At 62.9% G+C, this 23,964-nt stretch carries 24 protein-coding genes; 11 read left to right on the forward strand and 13 right to left on the reverse strand.

The features are described 5' to 3' along the window. Positions 1-2: 2 nt before the first annotated feature. A complete protein-coding gene (locus CK228_RS15770; RefSeq protein WP_245438043.1) occupies positions 3-185 on the reverse strand; it encodes a hypothetical protein in 183 nt (60 codons plus the stop codon). 239 nt (positions 186-424) lie between these two features. Between CK228_RS15770 and aspS the strand changes: the two genes are divergently transcribed. After that, on the forward strand, positions 425-2,215 hold the full coding sequence (gene aspS, locus CK228_RS15775) for an aspartate--tRNA ligase (RefSeq protein ID WP_179295939.1): 1,791 nt from the start codon (positions 425-427) through the stop codon (positions 2,213-2,215). Between the two features lie 109 nt (positions 2,216-2,324). On the opposite strand, the gene CK228_RS15780 is transcribed toward aspS, so the two are convergent. After that, positions 2,325-3,515, reverse strand: coding sequence for a hypothetical protein (locus CK228_RS15780; protein WP_095788422.1), 1,191 nt, complete (start codon positions 3,513-3,515; stop codon positions 2,325-2,327). Between the two features lie 327 nt (positions 3,516-3,842). Here CK228_RS15780 and parC point away from each other — a divergent pair, with 327 nt between their 5' ends. Beyond that, positions 3,843-6,095, forward strand: coding sequence for a DNA topoisomerase IV subunit A (gene parC, locus CK228_RS15785; protein WP_095788423.1), 2,253 nt, complete (start codon positions 3,843-3,845; stop codon positions 6,093-6,095). A 252-nt stretch (positions 6,096-6,347) separates the two neighbouring features. Next, on the forward strand, positions 6,348-7,565 hold the full coding sequence (locus tag CK228_RS15790; RefSeq protein WP_095770461.1) for an AI-2E family transporter: 1,218 nt from the start codon (positions 6,348-6,350) through the stop codon (positions 7,563-7,565). Positions 7,566-7,603: 38 nt separating this feature from the next. On the opposite strand, the gene CK228_RS15795 is transcribed toward CK228_RS15790, so the two are convergent. The 3 genes from CK228_RS15795 to CK228_RS15805 form a co-directional block, all read right to left on the reverse strand. Continuing rightward, a complete protein-coding gene (locus CK228_RS15795; protein ID WP_095788424.1) occupies positions 7,604-8,500 on the reverse strand; it encodes a DMT family transporter in 897 nt (298 codons plus the stop codon). Positions 8,501-8,628: 128 nt separating this feature from the next. Continuing rightward, positions 8,629-9,393 (reverse strand): arginyltransferase, encoded by a 765-nt coding sequence (locus CK228_RS15800; protein ID WP_019857587.1) that lies wholly within the window; start codon positions 9,391-9,393, stop codon positions 8,629-8,631. 139 nt (positions 9,394-9,532) lie between these two features. Beyond that, a complete protein-coding gene (locus tag CK228_RS15805) occupies positions 9,533-10,003 on the reverse strand; it encodes an RDD family protein (RefSeq protein ID WP_095788425.1) in 471 nt (156 codons plus the stop codon). Between the two features lie 213 nt (positions 10,004-10,216). Between CK228_RS15805 and sthA the strand changes: the two genes are divergently transcribed. Continuing rightward, positions 10,217-11,602: a Si-specific NAD(P)(+) transhydrogenase gene (sthA, locus tag CK228_RS15810; protein ID WP_095770458.1), complete on the forward strand. Its 1,386-nt coding sequence runs from the start codon at positions 10,217-10,219 to the stop codon at positions 11,600-11,602. A 59-nt stretch (positions 11,603-11,661) separates the two neighbouring features. On the opposite strand, the gene CK228_RS15815 is transcribed toward sthA, so the two are convergent. Beyond that, on the reverse strand, positions 11,662-12,321 hold the full coding sequence (locus tag CK228_RS15815) for an alpha/beta hydrolase (protein ID WP_095788426.1): 660 nt from the start codon (positions 12,319-12,321) through the stop codon (positions 11,662-11,664). Between the two features lie 201 nt (positions 12,322-12,522). Here CK228_RS15815 and CK228_RS15820 point away from each other — a divergent pair, with 201 nt between their 5' ends. Then, positions 12,523-13,701, forward strand: a complete 1,179-nt coding sequence (locus CK228_RS15820; protein WP_095788427.1) for an OpgC family protein — start codon at positions 12,523-12,525, stop codon at positions 13,699-13,701. 8 nt (positions 13,702-13,709) lie between these two features. Here CK228_RS15820 and CK228_RS15825 read toward each other — a convergent pair whose 3' ends face one another. Further along, the gene (locus CK228_RS15825; RefSeq protein WP_095788428.1) at positions 13,710-14,786 is read right to left on the reverse strand and encodes a substrate-binding domain-containing protein; all 1,077 of its coding nucleotides are present in this window, start codon (positions 14,784-14,786) and stop codon (positions 13,710-13,712) included. 78 nt (positions 14,787-14,864) lie between these two features. On the opposite strand from CK228_RS15825, the gene CK228_RS15830 reads away from it, so the two are divergent. Together CK228_RS15830 and CK228_RS35315 are read left to right on the forward strand one after the other, a co-directional pair. After that, positions 14,865-15,089 (forward strand): hypothetical protein, encoded by a 225-nt coding sequence (locus tag CK228_RS15830; protein WP_142887622.1) that lies wholly within the window; start codon positions 14,865-14,867, stop codon positions 15,087-15,089. A 55-nt stretch (positions 15,090-15,144) separates the two neighbouring features. Beyond that, positions 15,145-15,294, forward strand: a complete 150-nt coding sequence (locus CK228_RS35315) for a hypothetical protein (protein WP_095770454.1) — start codon at positions 15,145-15,147, stop codon at positions 15,292-15,294. A 17-nt stretch (positions 15,295-15,311) separates the two neighbouring features. On the opposite strand, the gene CK228_RS15840 is transcribed toward CK228_RS35315, so the two are convergent. Both CK228_RS15840 and CK228_RS15845 read right to left on the reverse strand, forming a co-directional pair. After that, positions 15,312-15,677, reverse strand: coding sequence for a DUF423 domain-containing protein (locus CK228_RS15840; protein WP_095770453.1), 366 nt, complete (start codon positions 15,675-15,677; stop codon positions 15,312-15,314). Between the two features lie 24 nt (positions 15,678-15,701). Continuing rightward, a complete protein-coding gene (locus tag CK228_RS15845) occupies positions 15,702-16,955 on the reverse strand; it encodes a multidrug efflux MFS transporter (protein ID WP_095788429.1) in 1,254 nt (417 codons plus the stop codon). Positions 16,956-17,072: 117 nt separating this feature from the next. On the opposite strand from CK228_RS15845, the gene CK228_RS15850 reads away from it, so the two are divergent. Both CK228_RS15850 and CK228_RS15855 read left to right on the forward strand, forming a co-directional pair. Beyond that, complete coding sequence (locus CK228_RS15850; protein ID WP_095770451.1) at positions 17,073-17,738, forward strand: GntR family transcriptional regulator; 666 nt, start codon at positions 17,073-17,075, stop codon at positions 17,736-17,738. Between the two features lie 102 nt (positions 17,739-17,840). Continuing rightward, positions 17,841-18,101, forward strand: a complete 261-nt coding sequence (locus CK228_RS15855; RefSeq protein WP_010915577.1) for a DUF982 domain-containing protein — start codon at positions 17,841-17,843, stop codon at positions 18,099-18,101. A gap of 54 nt (positions 18,102-18,155) precedes the next feature. Here CK228_RS15855 and CK228_RS15860 read toward each other — a convergent pair whose 3' ends face one another. Further along, complete coding sequence (locus CK228_RS15860; RefSeq protein WP_019857598.1) at positions 18,156-18,302, reverse strand: hypothetical protein; 147 nt, start codon at positions 18,300-18,302, stop codon at positions 18,156-18,158. 196 nt (positions 18,303-18,498) lie between these two features. On the opposite strand from CK228_RS15860, the gene CK228_RS15865 reads away from it, so the two are divergent. Next, positions 18,499-19,485, forward strand: a complete 987-nt coding sequence (locus tag CK228_RS15865) for a glycosyl transferase family 90 (protein WP_095788430.1) — start codon at positions 18,499-18,501, stop codon at positions 19,483-19,485. A gap of 3 nt (positions 19,486-19,488) precedes the next feature. Here CK228_RS15865 and CK228_RS15870 read toward each other — a convergent pair whose 3' ends face one another. Next, on the reverse strand, positions 19,489-20,532 hold the full coding sequence (locus CK228_RS15870) for an aldo/keto reductase (protein WP_095770449.1): 1,044 nt from the start codon (positions 20,530-20,532) through the stop codon (positions 19,489-19,491). A 280-nt stretch (positions 20,533-20,812) separates the two neighbouring features. Between CK228_RS15870 and ppk2 the strand changes: the two genes are divergently transcribed. Beyond that, positions 20,813-21,733 (forward strand): polyphosphate kinase 2, encoded by a 921-nt coding sequence (gene ppk2 / locus CK228_RS15875; protein WP_095770448.1) that lies wholly within the window; start codon positions 20,813-20,815, stop codon positions 21,731-21,733. Between the two features lie 139 nt (positions 21,734-21,872). Here ppk2 and CK228_RS15880 read toward each other — a convergent pair whose 3' ends face one another. Next, the gene (locus CK228_RS15880) at positions 21,873-22,520 is read right to left on the reverse strand and encodes a dihydrofolate reductase family protein (protein ID WP_095788431.1); all 648 of its coding nucleotides are present in this window, start codon (positions 22,518-22,520) and stop codon (positions 21,873-21,875) included. A gap of 388 nt (positions 22,521-22,908) precedes the next feature. Then, positions 22,909-23,940 (reverse strand): porphobilinogen synthase, encoded by a 1,032-nt coding sequence (hemB, locus tag CK228_RS15885; RefSeq protein WP_019857603.1) that lies wholly within the window; start codon positions 23,938-23,940, stop codon positions 22,909-22,911. Positions 23,941-23,964 lie beyond the last annotated feature (24 nt).

A 23,964-nucleotide genomic window follows, 5' to 3' on the forward strand; every position in this document is an offset into this window, starting at 1 on the left:
GTTCAATCCATGCTGGAATTTAGCAGTTTCAGCGATGCAGCATGTGCGACGGCGTCCCCAATATCTTCGGTGTCCATGCCCGGTTCGGCCTGGAACAAGGCCATTGGCTTGTCGCCCTGAAGCATCAGTTCCAGCTCGCGGCCATTGTGTGGCCCAATGCCCGGCGGGAGAGTGCGTTTTGGCACTGGGCGTCTCCAGGTCGCTTGATACCAGATCGCTTGATAGAGGCGTTGTCTCAGGAAACACGTCCAGCGGCAATGCGTGGAGGCCGGCAAAGACTTGAGCCCTGACGGTCGAACCTGGATACGGCCCAACGTCTCCTTGCCTTGACAAATCCGGCCTCCCATGCGCTTTTCGCGCAAATTTTGGGCCGGGCTTCGATGCTTTGGCCTGCCACCCAGCACCCCGGACTTTACCAATGACAATGCACCGTTACCGCAGCCATACCTGTGCCCAGTTGAGAAAGAGCGACGTCGGCTCTTCCGTTCGCCTGTCGGGCTGGGTGCATCGCGTGCGCGACCATGGCGGCCTGCTGTTCATCGACCTGCGCGACCACTATGGCCTGACCCAGATCGTCGCCGATCCCGATTCGCCGGCCTTCAAGGTCGCCGAGACCGTGCGCGGCGAGTGGGTCATCCGCGTCGACGGCGAGGTCAAGGCGCGCTTGCCCGAGACCACCAACGCCAACCTGCCGACCGGCGAGATCGAAATCTTCGCCCGCGAGATCGAGGTGCTGTCGGCGGCCAAGGAATTGCCGCTGCCGGTGTTCGGCGAGCCGGACTATCCCGAGGACATCAGGCTGAAGTACCGCTTCCTCGACCTGCGCCGCGACACGCTGCACAAGAACATCGTGGCGCGCACAAAAATCATCGCCGAGATGCGCAAGCGCATGAACGATGTCGGCTTCACCGAATTCTCGACGCCGATCCTGACGGCTTCATCGCCCGAGGGGGCGCGCGACTTCCTGGTGCCGTCGCGCATCCATCCTGGCACGTTCTACGCGCTGCCGCAGGCGCCGCAGCAGTACAAGCAGCTGATCATGGTGTCGGGCTTCGACCGCTATTTCCAGATCGCGCCGTGCTTCCGCGACGAGGACCCGCGCGCCGACCGTCTGCCGGGCGAATTCTACCAGCTCGACCTGGAAATGAGCTTTGTCGAACAGGACGACGTGCTGTCGACCATGGAACCAGTGATGCGGGGCGTCTTCGAGACCTTCGCCAACGGCAAGCCGGTGACGCAGAAGTTCCAGCGCATTCCCTACGATGTCGCTATGCGCAAATACGGCTCCGACAAGCCAGACCTGCGCAACCCGATCGAAATGCAGGCCGTCTCCGATCATTTCCGCGATTCCGGCTTCAAGGTGTTCGCCAACATCCTGGCCAACGACCCGAAGGCCGAGGTGTGGGGCATTCCGGCCAAGACCGGCGGCAGCCGCGCCTTCTGCGACCGCATGAACTCCTGGGCGCAAGGCGAGGGCCAGCCGGGGCTGGGCTACATCTTCTGGCGCAAGGAGGGCGACAAGCTCGAAGGCGCCGGTCCGCTTGCCAAGAACATCGGCGAAGAGCGCACCGAGGCGATCCGCCAGCAGCTCGGCCTTGCCGACGGCGATGCCGCCTTCTTCGTTGCAGGTGATCCCAAGAAGTTCGTTTCTTTCGCTGGTGCGGCCCGCACGCGCGCCGGTGAGGAACTGAATCTCGTCGACCGCGAGCGCTTCGAATTGTGCTGGATCGTCGACTTCCCGTTTTTCGAATGGAACGAGGAGGAGAAGAAGATCGACTTCGCCCACAACCCGTTCTCGATGCCGCAGGGCGGTATCGATGCGCTGAACGGCGAGGACCTGCTCGGCATCAAGGCCTTCCAGTACGACATGGTCTGCAACGGTTTCGAGATTGCATCAGGCGGCATCCGTAACCATCTGCCCGAAACCATGGTCAAGGCGTTCGAGACGGTCGGACTGGACCGTGCCACCGTCGAGGAGCGCTTCGGCGGCCTCTATCGCGCCTTCCAGTATGGCGCGCCGCCGCATGGCGGCATGGCGGCCGGCGTCGACCGCGTCGTCATGCTGCTGGTCGGCGCCAAGAACCTGCGCGAGATCACCATGTTCCCGATGAACCAGCAGGCCTACGACCTGTTGATGAGCGCGCCGTCGGAAGCAAGCCCGCAGCAGCTTCGCGAACTGGCACTGCGTGTCGCCCCGACCAGGAAGGACGCCTGATGGCGAGGTTCGGGCGGTACTTTAAAAACCCGCCAGAACCGATTCTTTCGACTCGATAATCCAAAAAAGCATCGCTGCCGGGCTATTTTTGTATTCTGAGGCCGTTCGATCAGTCTTCGTTCGCCTTGACGCTGATGCCGAGCGTCTTCGGCAGGTCGAGCGGGTTGGACATGGCGCCGGCCATGATCAGCGCGAACGGCACCGAGGCCGGCGGCTCCGCCGAGATTTCGAGGCTCTTCGGGTCGTCGAGATATTTGCTGACCGCCGCGGTCACCTGCGCCGTCAGTTCCGGATTGTTGAGCTGCGCCATGCCGAAGGGCACGATCGCCTTGGCCTGGTTGGCGATGTCCTTGGCCGACATGCCTTGCTGCTTGCCGACATATTCCAGCACCTTGCCGGTCAGCGAATCGTCGTCGAAACGGATCGAGGCGCCGTTGAACGACAGCTGCTGCAACAGGCCGAGCATGGCCATACCTTGCGCCGAATTGTCAGCGCCTTCAGGCTGCGCGGCCATCTTCTTCTGCATTTCCTGCAGCGACTTGATGAAGTCGATCGTGTAGCCGCCGAGGTCGAAGGTCATGCCGAGCGTGCCGGCATTATCGACGGAGATGTCGTATTTCGACAGTTCCATCTTGCCGTCCGAGGGCTGCCAGGTGCCAGCCATTGCGAGATTGCCCGAAATGTTCTGGTAGCCCAGCGCATCGATGACTTCCTTGGACTTGGGGTCGTCGACCAAAGAGAGATCGGCCGTGAATTTTTCCGTATTGCCGGTGAATTCCATCGCCTTGCCGTCCGCGGGCGGCGTGATCTGGATGGCAAGCCCGTCCATCGAGAAGGCGGTCTTGTCGGCGACCTTGACCGTCATGTTGGCGAGTTCGGCGGATTTGTACATCATCAGCGAGCCCAGCGGGCCGGTGGCGCCATCGGCCGGAACCACCATGTCATGGATGACGAAGGGGCTGAGGTTGAGGGTGACGCCGTCCTTGGCGTGCTCGAAGGCCGAGGTCGAGACGGTGCCGATATCGAATCCACCATTGGCCGCGGTCACGTTCTCGAGTTTGACGTCGCCGATGGTGAGGGCTTCCTTTTCCGCCGCCGGCTTGATCGCAACGCCCTGCAGCACCATGCTGGTGTTGTCGCCGGTCACCCCAGTCCAGGAGATGTTGACGCCCTGGGCAGCCAGCGCGGCCTTCAGCCGGTCGGCAACTGCGGCATCCTGGGCAAGGGCCGCATTCAGCGGCAGTGTGAACAAGAAGGTCGAAAGAGCGAATTTCCGGAGAGTTGAGCGTTTGATTGTCATCGCAAGGTCCCTGAGAGTGTCCTGAAATTGTTTTTCAATTCTTCGCGCCATCACCATTCCGTGACGAACTGGACGGGAAAAAGGCGTGTCCCGGTACCATGGTCGAAAATCACGGTGAAAGGCAAACTCGATCCCACCGTCTTGGCGCAAACCGGTGAATTTGTCATGAAGAGCCGGTTGCCCGATATCATCACGCTTGGCCATAAAGGCCTGATGTAACAGGCTGATGTTGGTCGACATCCCCAGGCATACGGTTTCATGTTGCAGAACGGCGGGTATATCTGTCGGCCTCTTGCCGCGAATCGCCCGCTCGGCTAGTTCCAGCCCATGGGAAAAAGGCTTTTGCCGCCTCAGGATGGCGGTGGCGATCACATTGAACCGGTCGATCTGAAGAAGGCGCTGGAAGAGCGCTATCTCGCCTATGCGCTGTCGACCATCATGCACCGGGCGCTGCCCGACGTTCGCGACGGGCTGAAGCCGGTCCATCGCCGCATCATGCACGCCATGCGGCTGCTCAGGCTCAACCCCGACCAGGGTTTTGCCAAATGCGCCCGCATCGTCGGCGAGGTCATGGGTAAGTTCCACCCTCATGGCGACCAGTCGATCTACGACGCGCTGGTGCGGTTGGCGCAGGATTTTTCGATGCGCTATCCCTTGGTCGACGGGCAGGGTAATTTCGGCAACATCGACGGCGATAACGCCGCCGCCATGCGCTACACCGAAGCGCGTATGACCGATGTGGCGACCGAACTGTTGTCCGGCATCACCGAGGATGCCGTCGACTATCGGCCGACCTACAATGAAGAGGACGAGGAGCCGGTGGTGCTCCCCGGCGCCTTCCCGAACCTCTTGGCAAACGGCTCGTCCGGCATCGCGGTCGGCATGGCGACATCGATCCCGCCGCACAATGCGGCCGAGCTTTGCGACGCCGCATTGCACCTGATCGAGCATCGCGATGCGCCGGTGTCGAAGCTGATGGATTTCGTCCAGGGTCCGGATTTCCCGACCGGCGGCATCATCATCGACAGCCGCGCCTCCATTCTCGAGGCCTACGAGACCGGCCGCGGCGGTTTTCGTGTGCGCTCGAAATGGAGCCAGGAGGACCAGGGCAGGGGCACCTGGAGCATAGTCGTCACCGAAATCCCCTATAGCGTGCAGAAGGCGCGGCTGATCGAGAAGATCGCCGAACTGCTGATGGCCCGCAAACTGCCGCTGCTCGAGGACATCAGGGACGAAAGCGCCGAGGATATCCGCGTCGTGCTGGTACCGAAGAGCCGTTCCGTCGATCCGGGCATCCTGATGGAATCGCTGTTCAAGCTCACCGAGCTTGAAAGCCGTTTCCCCCTCAACATGAATGTGCTGTCGCGCGGCAAGGTGCCCAACGTGCTGTCGCTGAAGGGCGTGCTGCAGGAATGGCTCGACCACCGCCGCGACGTTCTGATCCGCCGCTCGAAACATCGCCTGGGCGAGATCGAAAGACGGCTGGAGATCCTTGCCGGCTACCTGATCGCCTATCTCAACATCGACGAGGTGATCAAGATCATCCGCGAGGAGGATGAGCCCAAGCAGGTGATGATGGCCCGCTGGTCGCTCACCGACAACCAGGCCGAGGCAATCCTCAACATGCGCCTGCGCGCCTTGCGCAAGCTGGAAGAATTCGAGATCCGCAAGGAATTCGATGGCCTGAGCGCCGAGAAGAAGCAGATCGAGGCGCTGCTGGCGTCCGATGCCAAGCAATGGTCGACGATCAAGTGGGAAGTCACCAACATCCGTGACAAGTTCGGCCCGGAGACCGAACTCGGCAAGCGCCGCACCCAGTTCGCCGATGCACCCGAGCACGACCTGACCGACATCGCGCACGCCATGATCGAGCGCGAGCCGGTCACCGTGGTGGTTTCGGAAAAAGGCTGGCTGCGGGCGATGAAGGGGCATCTGGCCGACCTTTCGACGCTGACCTTCAAGGAAGGCGACAGCCTCAAGCTCGCCTTCCACGCGCAGACCACCGACAAGGTGCTGGTCTTCACCACCGGCGGCAAGTTCTACACAATCGGCGCCGACCGGCTGCCCGGCGGGCGCGGCCATGGCGAGCCGATCCGCATCATCGTCGACATGGACAATGACCAGGACATCGTCACCGCCTTCGTCCACGATCCGAAGCGCAAGCTGCTGCTGGCCTCATATGACGCCAATGGCTTCATCGTGCCGGAGGAGGAAGTGGTCGCCAACACCCGCAAGGGCAAGCAGGTGATGAACGTCAAGGCGCCGGACGAGGCCAAGCGCTGCGTGCCGGTCACCGGCGATCACCTCGCCATCGTCGGCGAGAACCGGAAAATGCTGGTGTTCGCGCTTTCAGAAATTCCCGAGATGGGCCGCGGCAAGGGCGTGCGGCTGCAGAAATACAAGGATGGCGGCCTGCTCGATCTCAAGCCGTTCAGCTTGGAGACGGGCCTGTCCTGGCAGGATTCGGCCGACCGCACCTTCACGAGGTCGCGCGAGGAACTGGCCGAATGGATCGGCGCCCGGGCATCGGCCGGCCGCATGGTGCCGAAGGGTTTCCCGAGGACGGGCAAGTTCGGGTAGCTGCTCTCCCCCTCGAGGGGAGACGTCGCCAAAGGCGACAGAGGGGTCGGTTCGACCGGACCGGCCTCCGGCTTCGACCGGACGCGACCTAATACTTTGAGCAGAGAACGCTGGCGCTTTACGCGCGGCAACCCCTCTGGGCTGCCGGCCACCTCCCTCAAGGGGGCCGATTCCAGGGCATTTGGAGTATCGTCACGATTGCTGCACTATATCAGTGCATAACGGGGAAAGGTGTTTGGGAGAGACGGGCGTTTGAAAGAATCCAGGATCCAGAAACCGGAACGGCAGCAGCGCCTGTTCGGCCTGTCGACGCCGCTGCGGTCGGCCGTCATTCCGCCGCTGTCGGCGGCGCGCTGGCTGCTGGTGCTGATCGTCGCCGCCGGCGTCTATTTCTTCCACGGTTTCCTGTTCCCGGTGCTGGCGGCACTTGTCATCGCTTTCGCCAGCTGGCCGCTTTACCAGCGGCTGCTGGCTGGTGTCGGCGGCAACCGCACTATCGCCGCCACTCTGGCCATCCTGTTCATCCTCGCCTTCCTGGTGATACCGATCGCGCTCGCCGGCACCTACGCCATCAACGAGGTGCGCGAGTGGGTCGGCTGGGCGATCGAGACCAATCGGCATGGGGCCGTGACGCCGCACTGGATCGCGACCATGCCTGTCGTAGGCGACTGGCTGAACGAGCAATGGACGACCAATTTTGGTCATCCGGGCGGCATTGGTGAACTGATCCAGCTGATCAGCGGCGCAAACATAGGCAGCATCTATCGCGGCGCGCTCGCCGCCGGCGGCAGTGCGTTTGGGCTGCTCCTGACGCTGCTGTTCATGATGATCGCCCTGTTCTTCGCCTATCGCGACGGCGAGCATTTTGCCGGCCAGGTCGATCGCCTGGGCGAACGCATCCTGCCGACGCGATGGGAGCGGATTTCGCGAGTCGTCCCGGCGACCATTTCCTCGACGGTGACCGGCATGACCGTGATCGCCATCGGCGAGGGGCTGGTGCTGGGCATCGCCTACTGGCTGGCTGGCGTGCCGTCGCCGGTGACGCTTGGCGCCCTGACCGGCGTCATGGCGCTCATCCCCGGCGGGGCGCCTTTGTCCTTCACCCTTGTCTCGATTTATCTGGCCGCCAGCGGCTCGCCCATGGCCGGTCTGGCGCTGTTCCTGTGGGGCGCGGTCGAACTGTTCATCGTCGACAAGACACTGCGCCCGAAGCTCGTCGGCGGGCCGATAAAGCTGCCCTTCCTGCCGACCTTTTTCGGCCTGATCGGCGGCGTCAAGACGATGGGGTTCCTCGGCCTGTTCATCGGCCCGGTGCTGATGGCGCTGCTGGTCGCCATCTGGCGCGAGTGGCTGCGCGAGGTGGAACTGGTCGACGAGTTGACCGCCGACTCGGCGGCCGAAATCGAAGGCGGGCCGCCGCAGATCGAAATCCTGCCGGAACCCGGCGTGGCGAAGAAAGCCAGCGCCTGATCCCGAAACGCGACTTGCGCCGGCACATCAATTACAAGTCAGACCGGATGGTGCACCGCAAGGTCACCCCGCTGCCTACGGCCGTCATGCAGTTGCCAGAGCGAATGGGCGACCAGCGTGACGATCAGGATCGCGCCACCGATCAGACTGTTGCGGGTCGGTGTCTCGGCAAAGATCATCCACACCCAGACCGGCGCCAGCACGGTTTCGAGCAGATAGAACATCGCCACTTCCGGCCCCGAAATGTATTTCGGCCCGGCGGCGAGGCAGAAGAACGAGATCGGCATGATGACGGCGCCGTTGAAGATGATCCACCAGGGCGCGTTCACGTGAAAGCCGGTCTTCGAGACCATGAACACCGCAACGATAAGCGGCAGGATGACGCCGATCAGAGCCGTGAAACCCATGTCCTTGCCGCTGGCGCGCGAGATGGTGATGGCCGAAGCGATGCAGAAGGCCGAACACAGCGCCATCAGGTCGCCGAAGAGATGTCCCGCGCCGATCGAATCGCCGACGATGATGGCCACGCCGAAGATCATCAGCGCCAGCGCGGCGAGCGTCGCAGGCCGCGGCCGCTCCTTCAGGAACAGCCATGACAGCAGCGCGGAGAACATGGTGGTGAAAGCCAGGATGAAGACGAGATTGGCCGTCGAGGTATTGAAGACGCCGGTGATGAAGGCGATCGAGCCAAGCCCGTAGAACGCGGCGACGACGAGTCCTGTCCAGCCTGGAATGAGTTGCGGCGCGTTCTTGCGCAGCGAGCGCCAGACTGCCCAGATGACCAGGGCAGCCATGAAAGTGGTGCCGGTGCGCAACATGAGGATCGTCCATGCGCCGCCATCGGCGAGGCGGATCAGCGGAATGTCGACGGTCAGTGTCAGGCCGCCAATGGCGGTTATCAAGAGGCCCTTCTGGTGGTCGCTGTGAGAGGACATGCAGGAACTTTCGTAATGAAATGCAGGCCGAGGGCTGAGCGGTGCAATGGCGCACTCTCTCTAGCCGACCGGCTGAAAGACCAGCATCCCCTGCCTTGAAACTGTTTAAGCGCTGATCGTGGAAAAACTCAGCGTGAAACCGCTTCGTTGGTGTAGCGCTCCCAGCCCTTGGGGCCGAGATGCTCCTGCGGCATGAAGCGCATCTTATAATTCATCTTGCGCGAGCCGTTGACCCAGTAGCCGAGGTAGACATGGGGCAGGCCCATCGCCCTGGCGCGGGCGATGTGATCGAGGATCATGAACGTGCCGAGCGAACGCTCCTCGAAATCGGGATTGAAGTAGGAATAGACCATCGACAGGCCGTCGGCCATTTTGTCGGTGAGCGCCACCGCGATGAGTTCGCCCTGACCCTTGCCGGTGATGAAGGTGTCGGGCCCACGCCGCCGGTACTCGATCACCTTGGTGTCGACGTGGGTATCCTCGACCATCATGGCATAGTCGAGCACCGTCATGTCGGACATGCCGCCGCGACGGTGGCGGGCATCGAGATAGCTGCGGAACAGCGAATATTGTTCCGTCGAGGGCTCGGCATTGTGCATGGCGCCGACGAGGTCGGAATTGTGCTGCAGCACACGCTTCATGTTGCGGCTGGCGGTGAATTCCTGGGCGAGGATGCGCACCGAAACGCAGGCGCGGCATGTCTCGCAGGCCGGGCGGTAGGCGATGTTCTGTGAGCGCCGGAAGCCGCCTTGCGTCAACAGGTCGTTCATCTCCGACGCCTTGTCGCCGACCAGGTGCGTGAACACCTTGCGCTCGAACTGGCCGTCGAGATAGGGGCACGGCGACGGCGCTGTCAGGAAGAACTGCGGCGACTGGGTCGGATGCTGCGTCATTTACGTCTTGGAAACGCTCCTTCGAGTCGCTCTACCTTTGGCGCGGAAAGCGAAAAATTCAACAGGATTGTGAAGGCGCAGGCATGCGAACGCCTTCACATTTGCGCCGACAAGGCAGAAGCGCTCCCGAAAAACGCCCTTAACGGTCGGTGCGGCTGACCACCGTGCCAAGCAAAAGGTCGTGCAGCGTGCGCTTGCGGTCGGAGAACAAGGTCACCAGCAGGACCAGCGGCGACAGGATCACGTTGCCCGCCCAGAACAGCACGGAATGGACGACCGCGGTCAGGCCGTCGATCGGCCGCCCGTCGAGACGATCGAGGCGGATACCCATCATCTTCATGCCCGTGGTCGCCTGGTCGGCGCTGCCCAGCGTGTTCCAGATGTAGAGGATGGCGACGGCCGGCACCAGGACGCCGAACAGCATCCAGCCGAGACCGAGGGTCAAAAGCCCGAGGAAGAACACCAGTATGGCGAAGGGAATGGTGAGCAGAGCAACGATGATGTAGTCGAGCACGAAGGCCAGGATGCGCCGTGTGCGCACGCCTTCATAGGCCCGGACATCGTCAAGCCGGGTGTTGATGATTTCGCCGTCAAGAACGCGCGCGTTCATGTCATTTCCTCGTAACAAGGCCCAACATAGGGTGCGGGCCGCACGCCAATGAAATGGTGAAGGCCTGTGTCGGAATCAAGGTCGGGATCCCGTCGGGGGGCGCAAGGCGCGAGCGACACAGGACACGATCCGAATCGGTTGAATTTGCCGGGCGGATGGCATTAGCTTGCTGCGGCGCAACAAATGCGCCCAGGGGCAGAGGGACGGGGCACTATGGACTATGACATGCTGGTCATCGGCAGCGGCCCCTCCGGCCGCCGCGCCGCCGTGCAATCGGCCAAGCTCGGCAAATCGGTGCTGGTGGTCGACCGCGGCCGGCGCCTCGGCGGGGTCTCCGTACACACCGGCACCATCCCCTCGAAGACGCTGCGCGAAACCGTGCTTAATCTCTCGGGCTGGCGCGAGCGCGGTTTTTATGGACGCGGCTACAGGGTCAAGCAGGACATTTCCGTCGGCGATCTGATCGAACGCCTGCACAAGACGCTCGATCACGAGGTCGAGGTGCTGCAGCACCAGTTCATCCGCAACACCGTCAAGAGCGCCCGCGCGGCGGTGAAATTTCTCGGCCCCAACAAGGTCAGCCTGACATCAGACAATGGCGATTACAGCGAAGTCGGATTCGCCAACGCCCTGGTCGCGGTCGGCACCAGGCCGCACCGGCCGCGCGATGTGCCCTTCGACAAGACCCGCGTCTTCGACAGTGACGAGATGCTGGAACTCGACCGCCTGCCGCGCACGCTGACGGTGATCGGAGGCGGTGTCATCGGCGTCGAATACGCCACGATCTTTTCCGCGCTCGACGTGCCGGTGACGCTGGTCGAGCCGCGCAATTCCATCCTCGATTTCGTCGACCGCGAGATCGTCGACGATTTCATCCACCAGATGCGCGATCGCGGCATGACGATAAGGCTTGGCAGCGCGGTGAAGGAAATCCGCTCCAAGCCCGAAGCCGCCGAAGTGGAACTGGCCGATGGCCGCACCATCCGTTCGGAAGTCGTGCTCTACGCCGCAGGCCGCACCGGCAATGTCGGCAGCCTGGGCCTCGACGTGGTCGGAATCGAGGCAGACTCCCGAGGCCGCATCAAGGTCGATCCGCAGACCTTCCAGACCAGCGTCCCCAACATCTACGCCGCCGGCGACGTCATCGGCTTTCCGAGTCTAGCCTCGACCTCGATGGAGCAGGGCCGGGTGGCCGCCTGCCACGCTTTCGGCGTGACGCTACCGCCGCCGCCGGAAACCTTCCCCTATGGCATCTATGCGGTGCCGGAGATCTCGACCGTCGGCCAGTCCGAGGAACAGGTGCGTGAAAGTGGGGCCGCCTATGAGGTCGGCGTGGCGCGTTTCCGCGAGACCTCGCGCGGCCACATCATGGGCGTCAACACCGGCTTCCTCAAGCTGTTGTTCTCGATCGAAACGCGCCGCCTGCTCGGCGCGCACATCGTGGGCGAGGGCGCCACAGAGCTCATTCACATCGGCCAGGCCGTCATCAATCTGGGCGGCACCGTCGACTTCTTCGTCAACAACACCTTCAACTATCCGACGCTGGCGGAAGCCTACAAGATAGCCGGGCTTGATGCCTGGAACAGGATGGGGCGGTAGGCTCCAGTCCTTCTGTCGATTGCCGGAGCGCAGGCACGGGTCGCGGCCTGCGATTGGACCTACGCCACGGCAGCCGATCCCACCAGCCATTGCCTGACTATGTCCGCGTCCGGATCGCCGATTTCATGGCCCGAGGGAATGATCCGGGCGTCGATCTCGGCGCCGTGGCGGCTGAGCAGCGTCACCAGCGCCGGCGCGAACGGTCCGTAGGTCTCGTCGGCGGCACCGGCGATGATCAGCGTCCTTGTTCCCGCCAGGTCCGTCGCGGGCACATGGTCGAGGACGGGCATCGGTCGCAGCAGTGCCGCCTGGCGGACGATGCCTGGATGGAGCAGCATCAGGCTGGAAACCAGATTGGCGCCGTTCGAATAGCCGAGGTACGTTGCGCGATCGGGATCGAGCCCATGGCGTCTGGCTGCCTCGCTTGCGAATGAAGCGAAAGCCGCCGTCTCTACGAGGATGCTCTTCTGTTCGAAGCGCGTCGGGTTTATCCGCTCGAACCAGCGAAAACCGTCCTCCTGGGGGATGCGGCCACGCGCCGCGACCAGCGTGACGCGGGGCGCGATCCGTCTTGCCAGCGGTATTAGGGTCGTCTCGTCGACACCCGACCCATGCAGCAGGAACAGGCACTCACGGCTGTCTCTGCCAGCGGCCATGAGGCGATAGGCAAAGGCCATATCCGTGACCAGGGGGGCGTTTTCGGGGTCGTCGCCGATCATCCCGCATCCTCTTGATTATATGAGGTTCCGCTCAATTTGCCGGCTTCAAAACGCAATATTTTCATGCTCCGCGAAAGTTGATTGAACCGGGCGCATTCCGGCCCGTTTATGCGCCGATATACTCCGCGTGGGAGGAATCGAAGCGGTGCGCCGGGGGTCGCATTGCTGGACATGAACAACCAGCTTTGAGGCCTTTTGTCGATGACTACCCCTATTTCGCCCCAACGCGATACGCGTATCGATGTGCTGCGCGCGCTGGCCCTGATCATCATTTTCATCGACCATGTGCCCGGCACGGCTTTCGAAACCCTGACCTACAAGAATTTAGGTTTTTCGGACGCGGCCGAGGCTTTCGTGCTGATTTCCGGCATCTCGGTCGCGCTCGCCTACGGCACCAAGTTCCGGCCGGGTGGTCGGCTTCTGGCCACGTTGAAGATGTGGCGGCGCGCAGCCGTGCTCTACGTCGCCCACATCGTCACCACGATGGTGGTGATCGGCTTGTTCTGCACCGTGGCGGTGTTCGCCAGGCGCCCGGAGCTGCTGAAACTGATCAACATCGAGCCATTGATGAAGAACACGCCGGAGGTGCTGGTCGGCATCGTCACGCTCGGCCATCAGCTTGGCTACAACAACATCCTGCCAGTCTACGCCGCGCTGCTCTTGATGGCTCCGGCCTTCGTCCTGCTCATCAGCTACCGGCCTGCCGCGGCACTTGCCGCGTCCGGTGCGCTGTGGCTCGTCGCCGGCATCTGGCAGATCGCTCCGCCCAATTATCCCGAGCCCGGCTTCTGGTTCCTGAACCCGCTGTCCTGGCAGTTCCTTTTCAACATCGGCCTTGCGGCCATGCTGCATGTCAGGCGCGGCGGAGTCATTCCGGTCAACCGCTGGCTGGTCGGCGCGGCCGCGGCCTATGTGGCGACGGCGCTGGTCTGGGTGCACAGCCCGCTTTGGGGGCAGATAACCTGGTTCAAGCTTCCCGTGGTGCTCGGTGGCTTCGACAAGACGTTCCTGTCGCTGCCGCGGCTGTTGCATATACTGGCGGTCAGCTACCTCATCGTCGCCTTGCCGGCGCTGTCGAACCTGTTCCGCACCAGCCCTGATCACCCGCTGGCGATACTCGGCAAGCGCTCTCTGCCGGTCTTCATCGCCGGCACGGTGATCGCCATGGTCGCGCAGGTGATGAAACTGATCAATCCGGGCGGGCTTGCCTATGACACCCTGCTGCTGTCGGCCGGCATCGCCATGCAGTTCGCGCTGGCCTTCTATCTCGAATGGCTGTCGGCCATCGGTGGCTTGGACAAGGTTCGCGCGCCGCAAAAGGACATCACGCCGGTGCGTGCGTCTTTCGGCATCTCGGCGGTAGCAAGGGCCAATCGCTGAGGGGCGGTTCAGCCGCGCGGGGGAGCCGACGAGGCGCGCACGATCAGCTCGACCGGCAGCAATTGCCGGCTGACCTTGCCGTCGCTCTCCAGGATCGCCTTGACGGCAAGGCGGCCCATTTCGGCGATCGGCTGGGCGATCGTGGTCAAGGGCGGCTCCGACATGGCGGCTTCCGGAACACCGTCGAACCCGACGATGGAAACATCGTTTGGGACGTTGAGCTTGCGTGCGCTCAGCCATTCGAGCGTCACCAGGGCTATCTTGTCCGACATCGCCAGGATGGCCGTGGGCGGCTCCTTGGCGGCGAAGATGGTTTCGAGCGCCGCTTTCGTGCTGGCCGCATCGTTGGCGGTCTCGTAGACGGGCACCTTGGATGTGTCGATGCCGACCCGCGAGAGTTCCTGGAGATAGCCGGTGAGACGGTCGCGCGTTCCCGCATAGGTCGCGGATCGAACCTGCTCGGGTGAAACGAGCCCTGTCCTGCCGTCGGCAAAAGGCAGTGCCAGGACGGCGAAGCGGCGATGTCCGAGATCCGTCAGATGGCGAGCCGCCAGGCTGGCGCCGGCGATGTTGTCGACGCCGATCGCCGCAACCGCCCCATCCTCGGAGTCCAGGTCGAGCGCCACGAAGGGCAATTTGCGCTCGCGTGCCAGTTCCACGAGGCGCGAGCCGCCTTCGATGCAGAAGACGATGAAGCCGTCGACCAAGGCGCTCTGGATGTTCCAGGCCAGTTGTTCATTGTTGGCGGCCGAGACCAGGGAGATGCCGGCTCCCGTAGCGTCGCAGGCCTGCGAGATGCTCGCCATCATGACGCGCGCGAAGGGATCGTCGAAGAAGTAGGAGAGGGGTTCGGCCGTGGCAACGCCGATGGCGTTGACCTTGCCCGCCCGCAACAGGCGGCCCTTGGGATCCGGCCCGCCATAGCCCATCGCCTCGGCCGCCGCCTTTACCCTTTCGCGGACTTCCTCGCGCACGATCTCCGGGCGGCTGAAGACATTGGATGCGGTGCCGTGCGAAACACCGGCGGCCTTGGCGATGTCGGCCAGCCGGACGGGTCTTCGATTGCCTGCGGTGAGTGACGCCATTGTGCGTGCCTCCTGACATGCATTTAGCACGTTCCGGATTTGCATCTAGCATTTTCGTTGGATCGATTCAAATTTTGCTTGACCGAAGATGCCTTGAAGACTATGTTTGAATCGATCCAAACTGCAGATTTGCCTCTGCTGAGTGACAAGGAGGAGGTAGCCATGCATCCCGTCAATTATCTGTTCGAAGACATCTACCGCAACGGCTGGCGGATCGGATCCGCCAACAGCTCCAGGCGCCGGGGCAGGACCGGCCCTTGGATTCGCGATCTTCGCTTCCTTGTGGAGCGCAAGTGCAGCTAAGCGACGCATTTTTTGCTCACTGATTGGATCGATTCAATTCAAAGGGAGAAGAACCATGCATCCCATCAAGCATTTGTTCGAGGACATCTATCGCAACTACTGGGGCATCGCCCCGGCCGCCGAGCGGCCGAGGGTGCGGCGCCTGACGAAGCCGGCCGCGCGCAATCGCGATCTTTGGGTACGTACCGAACGTCCCAAGGATTGATACCCGCGTAGTCGGTCTCAGGAACGCGGACGCACCAGGGCGGAGATCGCTATCCCCAGCCAGCCGGCGATGAGCAGGGTGCCTCCGATTGGCGCCGACATCGGAAACAGTCTCGATCCGAGGAAATCGCGGGCGAGGAGATCGCCCGCGAAAAGCAGGAGCCCGGCAAGCAGGACGAGGCTCGCGATCCGCAGGCAGCGATTCGCGCCGATGAGGCCGACGGCGAGGAAGACAGGCGCGTGCATCAAGAGGAACGACGCGGCCGTGCCGGTAAAGGCGCCGCCGCGGTGCGCGGCCGCTGCCGACAGCGCCACGCCCGCCGCGCCGGAGAGACCGCCGGCAAGCACGAGGAGACGGCTGGCGCTTGGTTCGGCGGAATTCATGTCGGCCAGCTCCCTCTAACGCTCTCAGGACTCACTTGCTTCCAGCGCCATATGCCGTATGCGCCGCGACTGGACGATCCAGTTGTAGACGGCGCCGCCGCCCATCAGCGCCGATGTGCCGAGAAACACCGCCCGCATGCCGAAATGACCGCCGACGAAGCCGCCGGTCAATGGTCCCGCAACCTGCCCGACATACTGCGCCGAGATCGCCAGGCCAAGCACATTGCCGCCGACGCCGTCCGGGATGTTGTGGCGGATGACGCTGGTGATGCAGGGCAGCAAGCCGCCGAGCGCCAGACCCATCAGGAAGCGCAGGCCGATCAGTTGCCAGCCATTGGTGACGAAGGCTTGCGGTATCAGCAGCAGGGCCGAGACGGTCAGCGCCCCGACGACGACGTTCCAGTGACCGACGCGGTCAGCGAGCTTGCCGAGCCAGGACGCCGACAGGATGGTGCCCAGCGCCGCCGCCGACATCACCACGCCGGCGACCATCGTCACCCGGCTCTGATCCTCGATGAGCTGCTGCACATAGACGGTGATGATCGGCTCGATCGACATGTTGGCGAAGGCCAGCAGCATACCGGTTATCAGCATGGCCACGACCGGGCGCTTGTCTGGAATCCGTGACCAGCCGCTTTTCGGCCTAGCGCCAGATCCCGCCTTTACCGGCTTCGGGCGCGGGGTCTCCTTGATGAGGAAGGTCGTTGCCAGGAAGGCAAGGAAGATGACGCCGCCGGACAGAAGGAAGGTGGCGCGAATGCCGATCACTGGCGGCAGCGCACCGCCAAGCAGGGGCCCGACCAGCGAGCCCGCCGTTATTCCCGCAGACAGCACGCCCAGCGCCCAGCCGGAACGGTCCTTGGGCGTCTGCATGGCCACCAATATGGTCGACCCCGAGGAATAGCCGCCGGCAAAGCCGATCAGCAGGCGCAGCAGCACCAGTTGCCAGACCGTCTCGACCATGCCTGTCAGCGACATGCAGATCGCCATGCCGAAGCTGGCGCGCACCAGCATCACCTTGCGGCCGTAGCGGTCGCCCAGCCGTCCCCACAAGGGCGCGACCAAGGCCGCGGCGAAGAAGGTGGCGCCATAGGCGATGCCGGACCATTGCACGATGGCGGCATGGCCTTGCGCGCCGAGCTGTTCGACGTAAAGCGGCAGGAAGGGCAACAGCAGGGTCATGGCGATGAGCGTGCTGAACGAGCCACCGAAACAGACGGCGAGATTGCGCCGCCAGTGGATGTTGTAGCCGCTCTGTTGCGTGTCTTCCTGTGTCATGTCCTGCCTGCCCGATATCAGCGCTTGTTGCGGATACCATTTTGGGATACCAAACTGGTATCCGTCATGAACTCCAACCCGGCTGCTGTCAATGCGGCTTCGGAACAAGGAAGCGCTATGTCGCAGATGCAGAATGTCGAACGGCAGTTGCGCGAGATGATCCTGGGGCTTGAGATCGGTCCAGGCGAGAAATTGACCGAGCGTTGGATCGAAGGCCGCTTCGGCGCCTCGCGCACGCCGGTCAGGGCAGCACTTCTGCGGCTGGAGACCGAGGGGCTGGTCGGCAGGGATGGCCGCGGCTGGACGGTATCGCCCATCAACCTTGCCGAGCTCGAGCAGATCGCGGTCTATCGCGAAGCAGTCGAGGTCGCGGCTGTCCGGCTGACATGCACGCATGCCGAAAGCAGCACCATCGACGTGATCGAGGCGATGCTCGATTCCTGCGACGACAATACGCCGCGCGAGGAGTGGCATCGTGTCGGCATGGATTTTCACATCGAGCTGGCGCGCCTGTCCGGCAACGAATTTCTGTTCAGGGCGGTGCGCGATGCCATGACGCGCCTGTCGCGCGCTCGCTGGCTGGAAGTGCGTGACGAAGCGGCCCTTGGTCGCGCCTGGGCCGAACACCGCGCCATTCTGGCCGCGGCACGCCTTGGCGATGCCGATGAAGCGGCCCGCCTGCTTTCTGCGCACATCGTCGGCAGCCGCGACCGGCTGGTGACGTCGCTCGCCAACGACCGGCGCGGCCTTCGCGCCAGGGGATTTGCCGTCGTCGCTGCTTAGCACCGCTATGGGGCAGGGCGCTCGCCGGCAAAAACAGGCGACGCCTCGCGCCAAGCGCACTTTCGGCCTCGCTTCACGGACGCCGATGGCGTAAGAGCGGCGATGGAAAACAACCGATTTGAAACACCAGTGACCGTCAAGTCCGTCACGGCGGGAAGCACCCAGCTCTTGCGAACGGCCCGCGAGGCATCCGAATATCTACTCAACAGCTGGCCAGGCAAGCGCAGTCCCAAGCATCGCGCGGCGCTGCAGGCCTGCCACGACGCACTGGCCGGCGACAAGCCGGCGATGAACGCGCGGCGCGCCTTTATCGCCGCGGCGCGCGAAGTGGACGTTTTTGTCAGCGACAAGGCTCCTGCCTGACGCAGGACCACAGCCTGGATTGACGCGAGGCCCGCATATGCGGGCCTTTTGCCGTCATTCCGCCGTTTCGTTTTCGATCTCTGCCTCGGGCTTGGAACGTTCGCGCGCGGCAACCTTGGCCGCCAGCTTTTCGGCTTTCTTCGCCGCCTTCTGCCGGTCGCGTTCCTTGCGTTCCTGATCGTAGTTTGGTGCTCGTGCCATATCGGCTCCTTTTGATCTGCCTTGCGGCTCCGACCCTGCCTAGGAGCATTAGCCGTCAAACACAACAGCTGAAACGACAGTGCACGGGCGCGGCCCCGGAGATCGAGGGGCTTGCCAGATCGGCGCCATAATGATGTAGGAAACGCGGGGCGCCAGCGTATTTGAGTGCTGCCCGTTTGTTTTGACCAAGTGAATCATGGCTACAATTGCGCGGACGTCGGCACGGGTTTTCTACTATGCGCGAAACGTCGTGCGCGATGTCATTCCCCAAGCCCTGTTCCGCCGCAGGCTGGCTGCTCGCCTCGAACAGGCCATGCGTTCCGACGAGGCGGCGCGGCGGCGGTTGAACTACTACAACAAGCTGCAGGACGGTTTCGCGCCAAGCGCCAATGCGGTGCGCATCAGCAAACTGCCGTTCACGCCGACCATGTACTATTACGACCTGAAGGAATTCGCCCGCTATTTCGATCCCGGATTGCTCATCGACGTCGAATTCGGCGACGTCAGGGACGTGCCGAAGGTGCCGACGATCGTCAAGGATAGGCCGATTCGTGATGACGACCAGAACGCGGTCATCATGAAGCTCGACAAATTCCGTCACTTCCAGATGCCGGCTGACACCATCTCGTTCGCCGACAAGTTGCCTATGGTGGTCTGGCGCGGTGATCTCAACAATCCGATCAGGACACGGTTTCTGCAAGCGGTGCGCGACCTGCCATTCTGCGATGCCGGCTCGCACAAGCCGAACGCACCGGCCGAATACGCCAAGCCCTTTCTCAGCATCAGCCAGCACCAGCGCTACCGCTACATCGTCTCGCTCGAGGGCAATGACGTGGCGACCAACCTCAAATGGATCTTGAGCTCGAAGTCGCTTTGCCTGATGCCGCCGCCGACATACGAGACATGGTTCGCGGAGCGCCAGCTCGAGGCCAATGTCCACTATGTGCCGCTCGATCCGGATTTCGCCGATCTCGGCGAAAAGGTGCGCCATTTCGAACGACATCCGGCGCAGGCAGAGCGCATCATTGCCGCGGCCAATGCCTATTGCCGGAAATTCTCCAACGAGCGAGACGAGCAGGCGATCTCCCTGCTCGTGCTCTACAAATACTTCGTGCTCAGCGGCCAGATCGAGCCCGATCCCGAGCTCTGGCGCTTCATCGAGGGCAAGCGCGCCTCCGCCTGATGGTCAGATGACGCTGCGGTCGAGAACCGTGTCGGCAGGGCCGAAGCGATCCTTGGCCGTCAATTGCTGGTGCCAATAGGGGTAGAGCACGGGCGGCCGGCTGACCGCGTCGAGGCGCTGGCGTTCCTCAGGGCTGAGCGCCAGGCTTGCGGCCGCGAGATTGTCCTTGAGCTGGGCATCGTTGCGGGCGCCGATCACCAGCGAGGAGACAGCGGGACGGCCGAGTAGCCAGGCCAGCGCCACCTGCGCGGCCGATACGCCGCGAGCCTTGCCGATCTCGACCAGCACATCGACGATCCGCCAGAGCCGGTCCTCGTCGCGGATCGGCGGCTCGGACCAGCCGGCGAGTTGCCGTGCGGTCGGGCTGTCGCGGTGGTATTTGCCGGACAGCAGGCCGCCGGCGAGCGGGCTCCAGACCAGCACGCCCAGCCCCTGGTCGACCGAGATCGGCAGCAGTTCATATTCCGCCTCGCGTGCCTCCAGCGTGTAGTGGATTTGCTGGGTGACGAAGCGCTGCTGGTGACGGCTGTCGCTGACGGACAGCGCCTTCATCACCTGCCAGCCGGACCAGTTGGAGCAGCCGATATAGCGCACCTTGCCCTGGTTGACCAAAGTGTCGAGCGCCGCGACCGTTTCCTCGACCGGGGTAAGCCCGTCCCACTGGTGGACGAAATAGATGTCGATGACGTCGGTCTTTAGCCGCTTCAGGCTCTTCTCGCATTCGCGGATCAGGTGGTGGCGCGACAGGCCTTCGTCGTTCGGTCCACTGCCGATCCGCATGCGCGCCTTGGAGGCAATCAGCACGTCGTTCCTGCGCTTGCCGCCGAGTGCCTCGCCGATGATCTCCTCCGACAGGCCGTTGGAGTAGACATTGGCCGTGTCGATGAGATTGATGCCGGCATCGATGCACATGTCGATCATGCGCTTGGCTTCGCCAAGATCGCTGTTGCCGACCGCGGCGAAGGGCCCGGTGCCGCCGAAGGTCATGGTGCCCAAAGTCAGTGTCGAAACCTTCAGGCCGGAACGGCCAAGGATGCGGTATTCCATGTCAGTCCTCGCGATTGCGTTAAATGGGGGCGGGGCCAAAGGGCAGCCCGGAATGCGACAGAGGATTTGTAGGACAATTCGGCCGGCTTGTCGCCATGCCATGGCGATGGATCGATTGGACATGGCGGACGCCGCTGCGGCCGCTATAGCGTCCGGCTGCAATAAAACCGTCATTGCCGCTCTATATTGAAGTCGGCTCAAGTGTTTCCCTTCCAGGCCGCTAGCCAGCAATTTTGGCGCCGTATGGGAACCGACAGGGCTTGCAAGCGGAGCAGTGCAAATGACTGAGCAAAGACAGAATTCTCCCGCCAAGGATTGGCTCGAAGCCGAGCTCGCCGACACGCTCGACGAAGACTATGAGCTCGAAATGTCGGAGCCGGCGCTGTCGATGGAGATCGCCAAGATCTACAAGAACGCGCATCCGCCTTCGATCGACCGCATGCAATATTTTCGCGACCTGATCACCTTGCAGTCCGAACTGATCAAGCTGCAGTCCTGGGTCGCCTATCATAAGAAGAAGCTGGTGGTGATTTTCGAGGGCCGTGACTCCGCGGGCAAGGGTGGCGTCATCAAGCGCATAACCCAGCGGCTCAACCCGCGCATCTGCCGTGTCGTGGCGCTGCCGGCGCCGACCGAGCGCGAGAAGTCGCAATGGTATTTCCAGCGCTATGTCCCGCATCTGCCGGCGGGCGGCGAGATCGTGCTGTTCGACCGCTCCTGGTACAACCGCTCCGGCGTCGAGCGGGTGATGGGCTTTGCCGATGCCGGCCAGGTCGAGGAATTCTTCCGCGACGTTCCCGAGTTCGAGCGGATGCTGGTGCGCTCCGGCATCACCGTGGTCAAATACTGGTTCTCGATCACCGACGAGGAGCAGCAGATGCGCTTCCTGATGCGCATCCATGACCCGATGAAGCAGTGGAAACTGTCGCCGATGGATCTGCAGTCGCGCGTGCGCTGGGAGCAGTACACCAAGGCCAAGGAAGAGACCTTCGCCCGCACCAACATTCCCGAGGCGCCCTGGTTCATCGTCGAGGGCAATGACAAGAAGCGGGCGCGGCTGAACTGCATCGATCATCTGCTCAAGCAGATGCCGTATGAAGAGGTGCCGCACGAGGAGATCACGCTGCCGGAACGCGTCTTCAACCCAGAATACGAGCGCCAGACGCTGCCGCGCGAGCTCTACGTGCCGGAGAAGTATTGAACACCTTTTCCTTCTCCCCGTTTCACGGGGAGAAGGTGCCCGAAGGGCGGATGAGGGGCGGCGCTGACTTCGATCGTTGGCGTTGCGCAGCCAATCCTGTTCTGATGAAATTGCCGCTGGCGGGGAGAAAGCGCTGTAACTACGCCCGCTTGATCACCACATGCGTGGCAAGCGCCGTCGCCACCTGCTCGGTGCATTGATAGCCAAGCCTCAACATATCCAGGCCGGCGAAGAGGTGCTCGCCCTTGCCAAGCAACACCGGCGAGATTGCCAGATGCATCTCGTCGATCAAGCTCTCCTGCAGATATTGCCGGATGGTGGCGACCCCACCACCGATCCGCACATCCTTGCCGCCGGCCGCCGCCTTCGCCTGCTCGAGCGCCGAATGGATGCCGTCGGTCACAAAATAAAAGGTCGTGCCGCCTTCCATCGTGATGGGTGCCCGCGCGTGGTGCGTCAGCACGAACACCGGCACATGGTAGGGCGGGTTGTCGCCCCACCAGCCCTTCCAGCTGTTGTCAGGCCATTCGCCGCGGATCGGCCCGAACATGTTGCGGCCGAGGATCCAGGCGCCGACATTTTCGAAACTGCGCGCCGCGAACGCCTCGTTGATATCGGTGGTGCCGCCCTCTTGCCCGAGCACCATCTCACGGAAGGTGCGGGTGTCGATAAACCACTTGTGCAAGGATTTCCCGCCGATGCCGAGCGGATTTTGCAGATCCTGATCGGGGCCGGCGCCATAGCCGTCGAGCGATAGGGTGAATGCGTTGACACGCAGCATGGACATGAAAGCCTCCTCGATAACCAGTTGCGTTTTGCAATCGGTTGTTGTTTAGCAAACCAATTGCAAATTGCAAGCGCTATTTTCCAAGGGGAAAAAGACACATACCCGGATCTCGCCTCCAAGCGATGTCCCTATCGTTTCGTGACGATCGATTCGGATCACAACCGGCCGCTGGGACGGCCGCCGATCGCCCGACGGGTGAAGCGGGTCAGGACGTATCCTCTGGAGGCGTTCGCCATGCCTCCTGGCGACGTGCGGGCTGCCGGCCGTCTCCGGCCGTGCGGCTATCATAGCCGGGGCTGCCGGTTTTTGTCTGCGGGAATTCGAAAGAAATGCCGACCGGTCGAAAGATTGGTGACGTCTACTGAAAGGCTTTGCCGGCCAGGCCGGACTACCCCTTCAGCATTTCGGCCACTTCGGGCGCGAAATAGGTCAAGATGCCGTCGCAGCCGGCGCGCTTGAAGGCGAGCAGCGATTCCAGCATCGCCTTCTCGCCGTCGATCCAGCCATTGGCTCCCGCCGCCTTGATCATCGAATATTCGCCCGACACCTGGTAGGCGAAGGTCGGCATCTGGAATTCGTCCTTGAGCCGGCGGATGATGTCGAGATAGGGCAGGCCGGGCTTGACCATCAGCATGTCCGCGCCCTCGGCGATGTCCTGCTCGGCCTCGCGCACCGCCTCATCCGAATTGGCGTGGTCGATGTAATAGGTCTTCTTGTCGCCCTTGAGCAGGCCTGCGGTGCCGACGGCCTCGCGATAGGGGCCGTAGAAGGCCGAGGCGAACTTCGTCGCATAGGACATGATCGCGACGTCCTGAAAACCGTTGGCGTCGAGCGCGTCGCGTATGGCGCCGATCCGGCCGTCCATCATGTCGGATGGCGCGATGATGTCGGCGCCGGCCGCTGCCTGGATGACGGCCGCCGCCGCGACCTGTTCGACCGTTTCGTCGTTGACGATGATGCCGTCGCGCAGGATGCCGTCATGGCCGTGGCTGGTGAACGGGTCGAGCGCCGCGTCGGTGATGATGCCGATCCCGGGCACCGCGTCCTTGATCGCGCGAGTGGCGCGGTTGATGATGTTTTCCGGGTCGAGAATGTGGGAGCCGGTCTGGTCGCGCAAGGCCAGTTCGACATTGGGGAAGGTGGCGAGTGCCGGAATGCCGAGCTTGGCCGCGCGTTCGGCCTCCTTGACGGCAAGATCGACCGACAGGCGGAAGACGCCAGGCATGGCGGCGATCGGCTCGCGCACATTCCTGCCCTCGACAACGAAGATCGGCCAGATCAGGTCGTCGACCGAAAGCCGGTTCTCCTGGACCAGGCGGCGCGACCAGTCGGCCTTGCGCATGCGGCGCAGGCGGCGGCTGCCGGTCACGTCGTCGACGCTGCGCGCGCCGGCTGGCTTTGTCGGGGTGAATTTGTTCATGGCCAATACTCCGGATCAGCAGGT

The organism is Mesorhizobium sp. WSM4312 (assembly GCF_002294875.1).
Classification (GTDB): domain Bacteria; phylum Pseudomonadota; class Alphaproteobacteria; order Rhizobiales; family Rhizobiaceae; genus Mesorhizobium.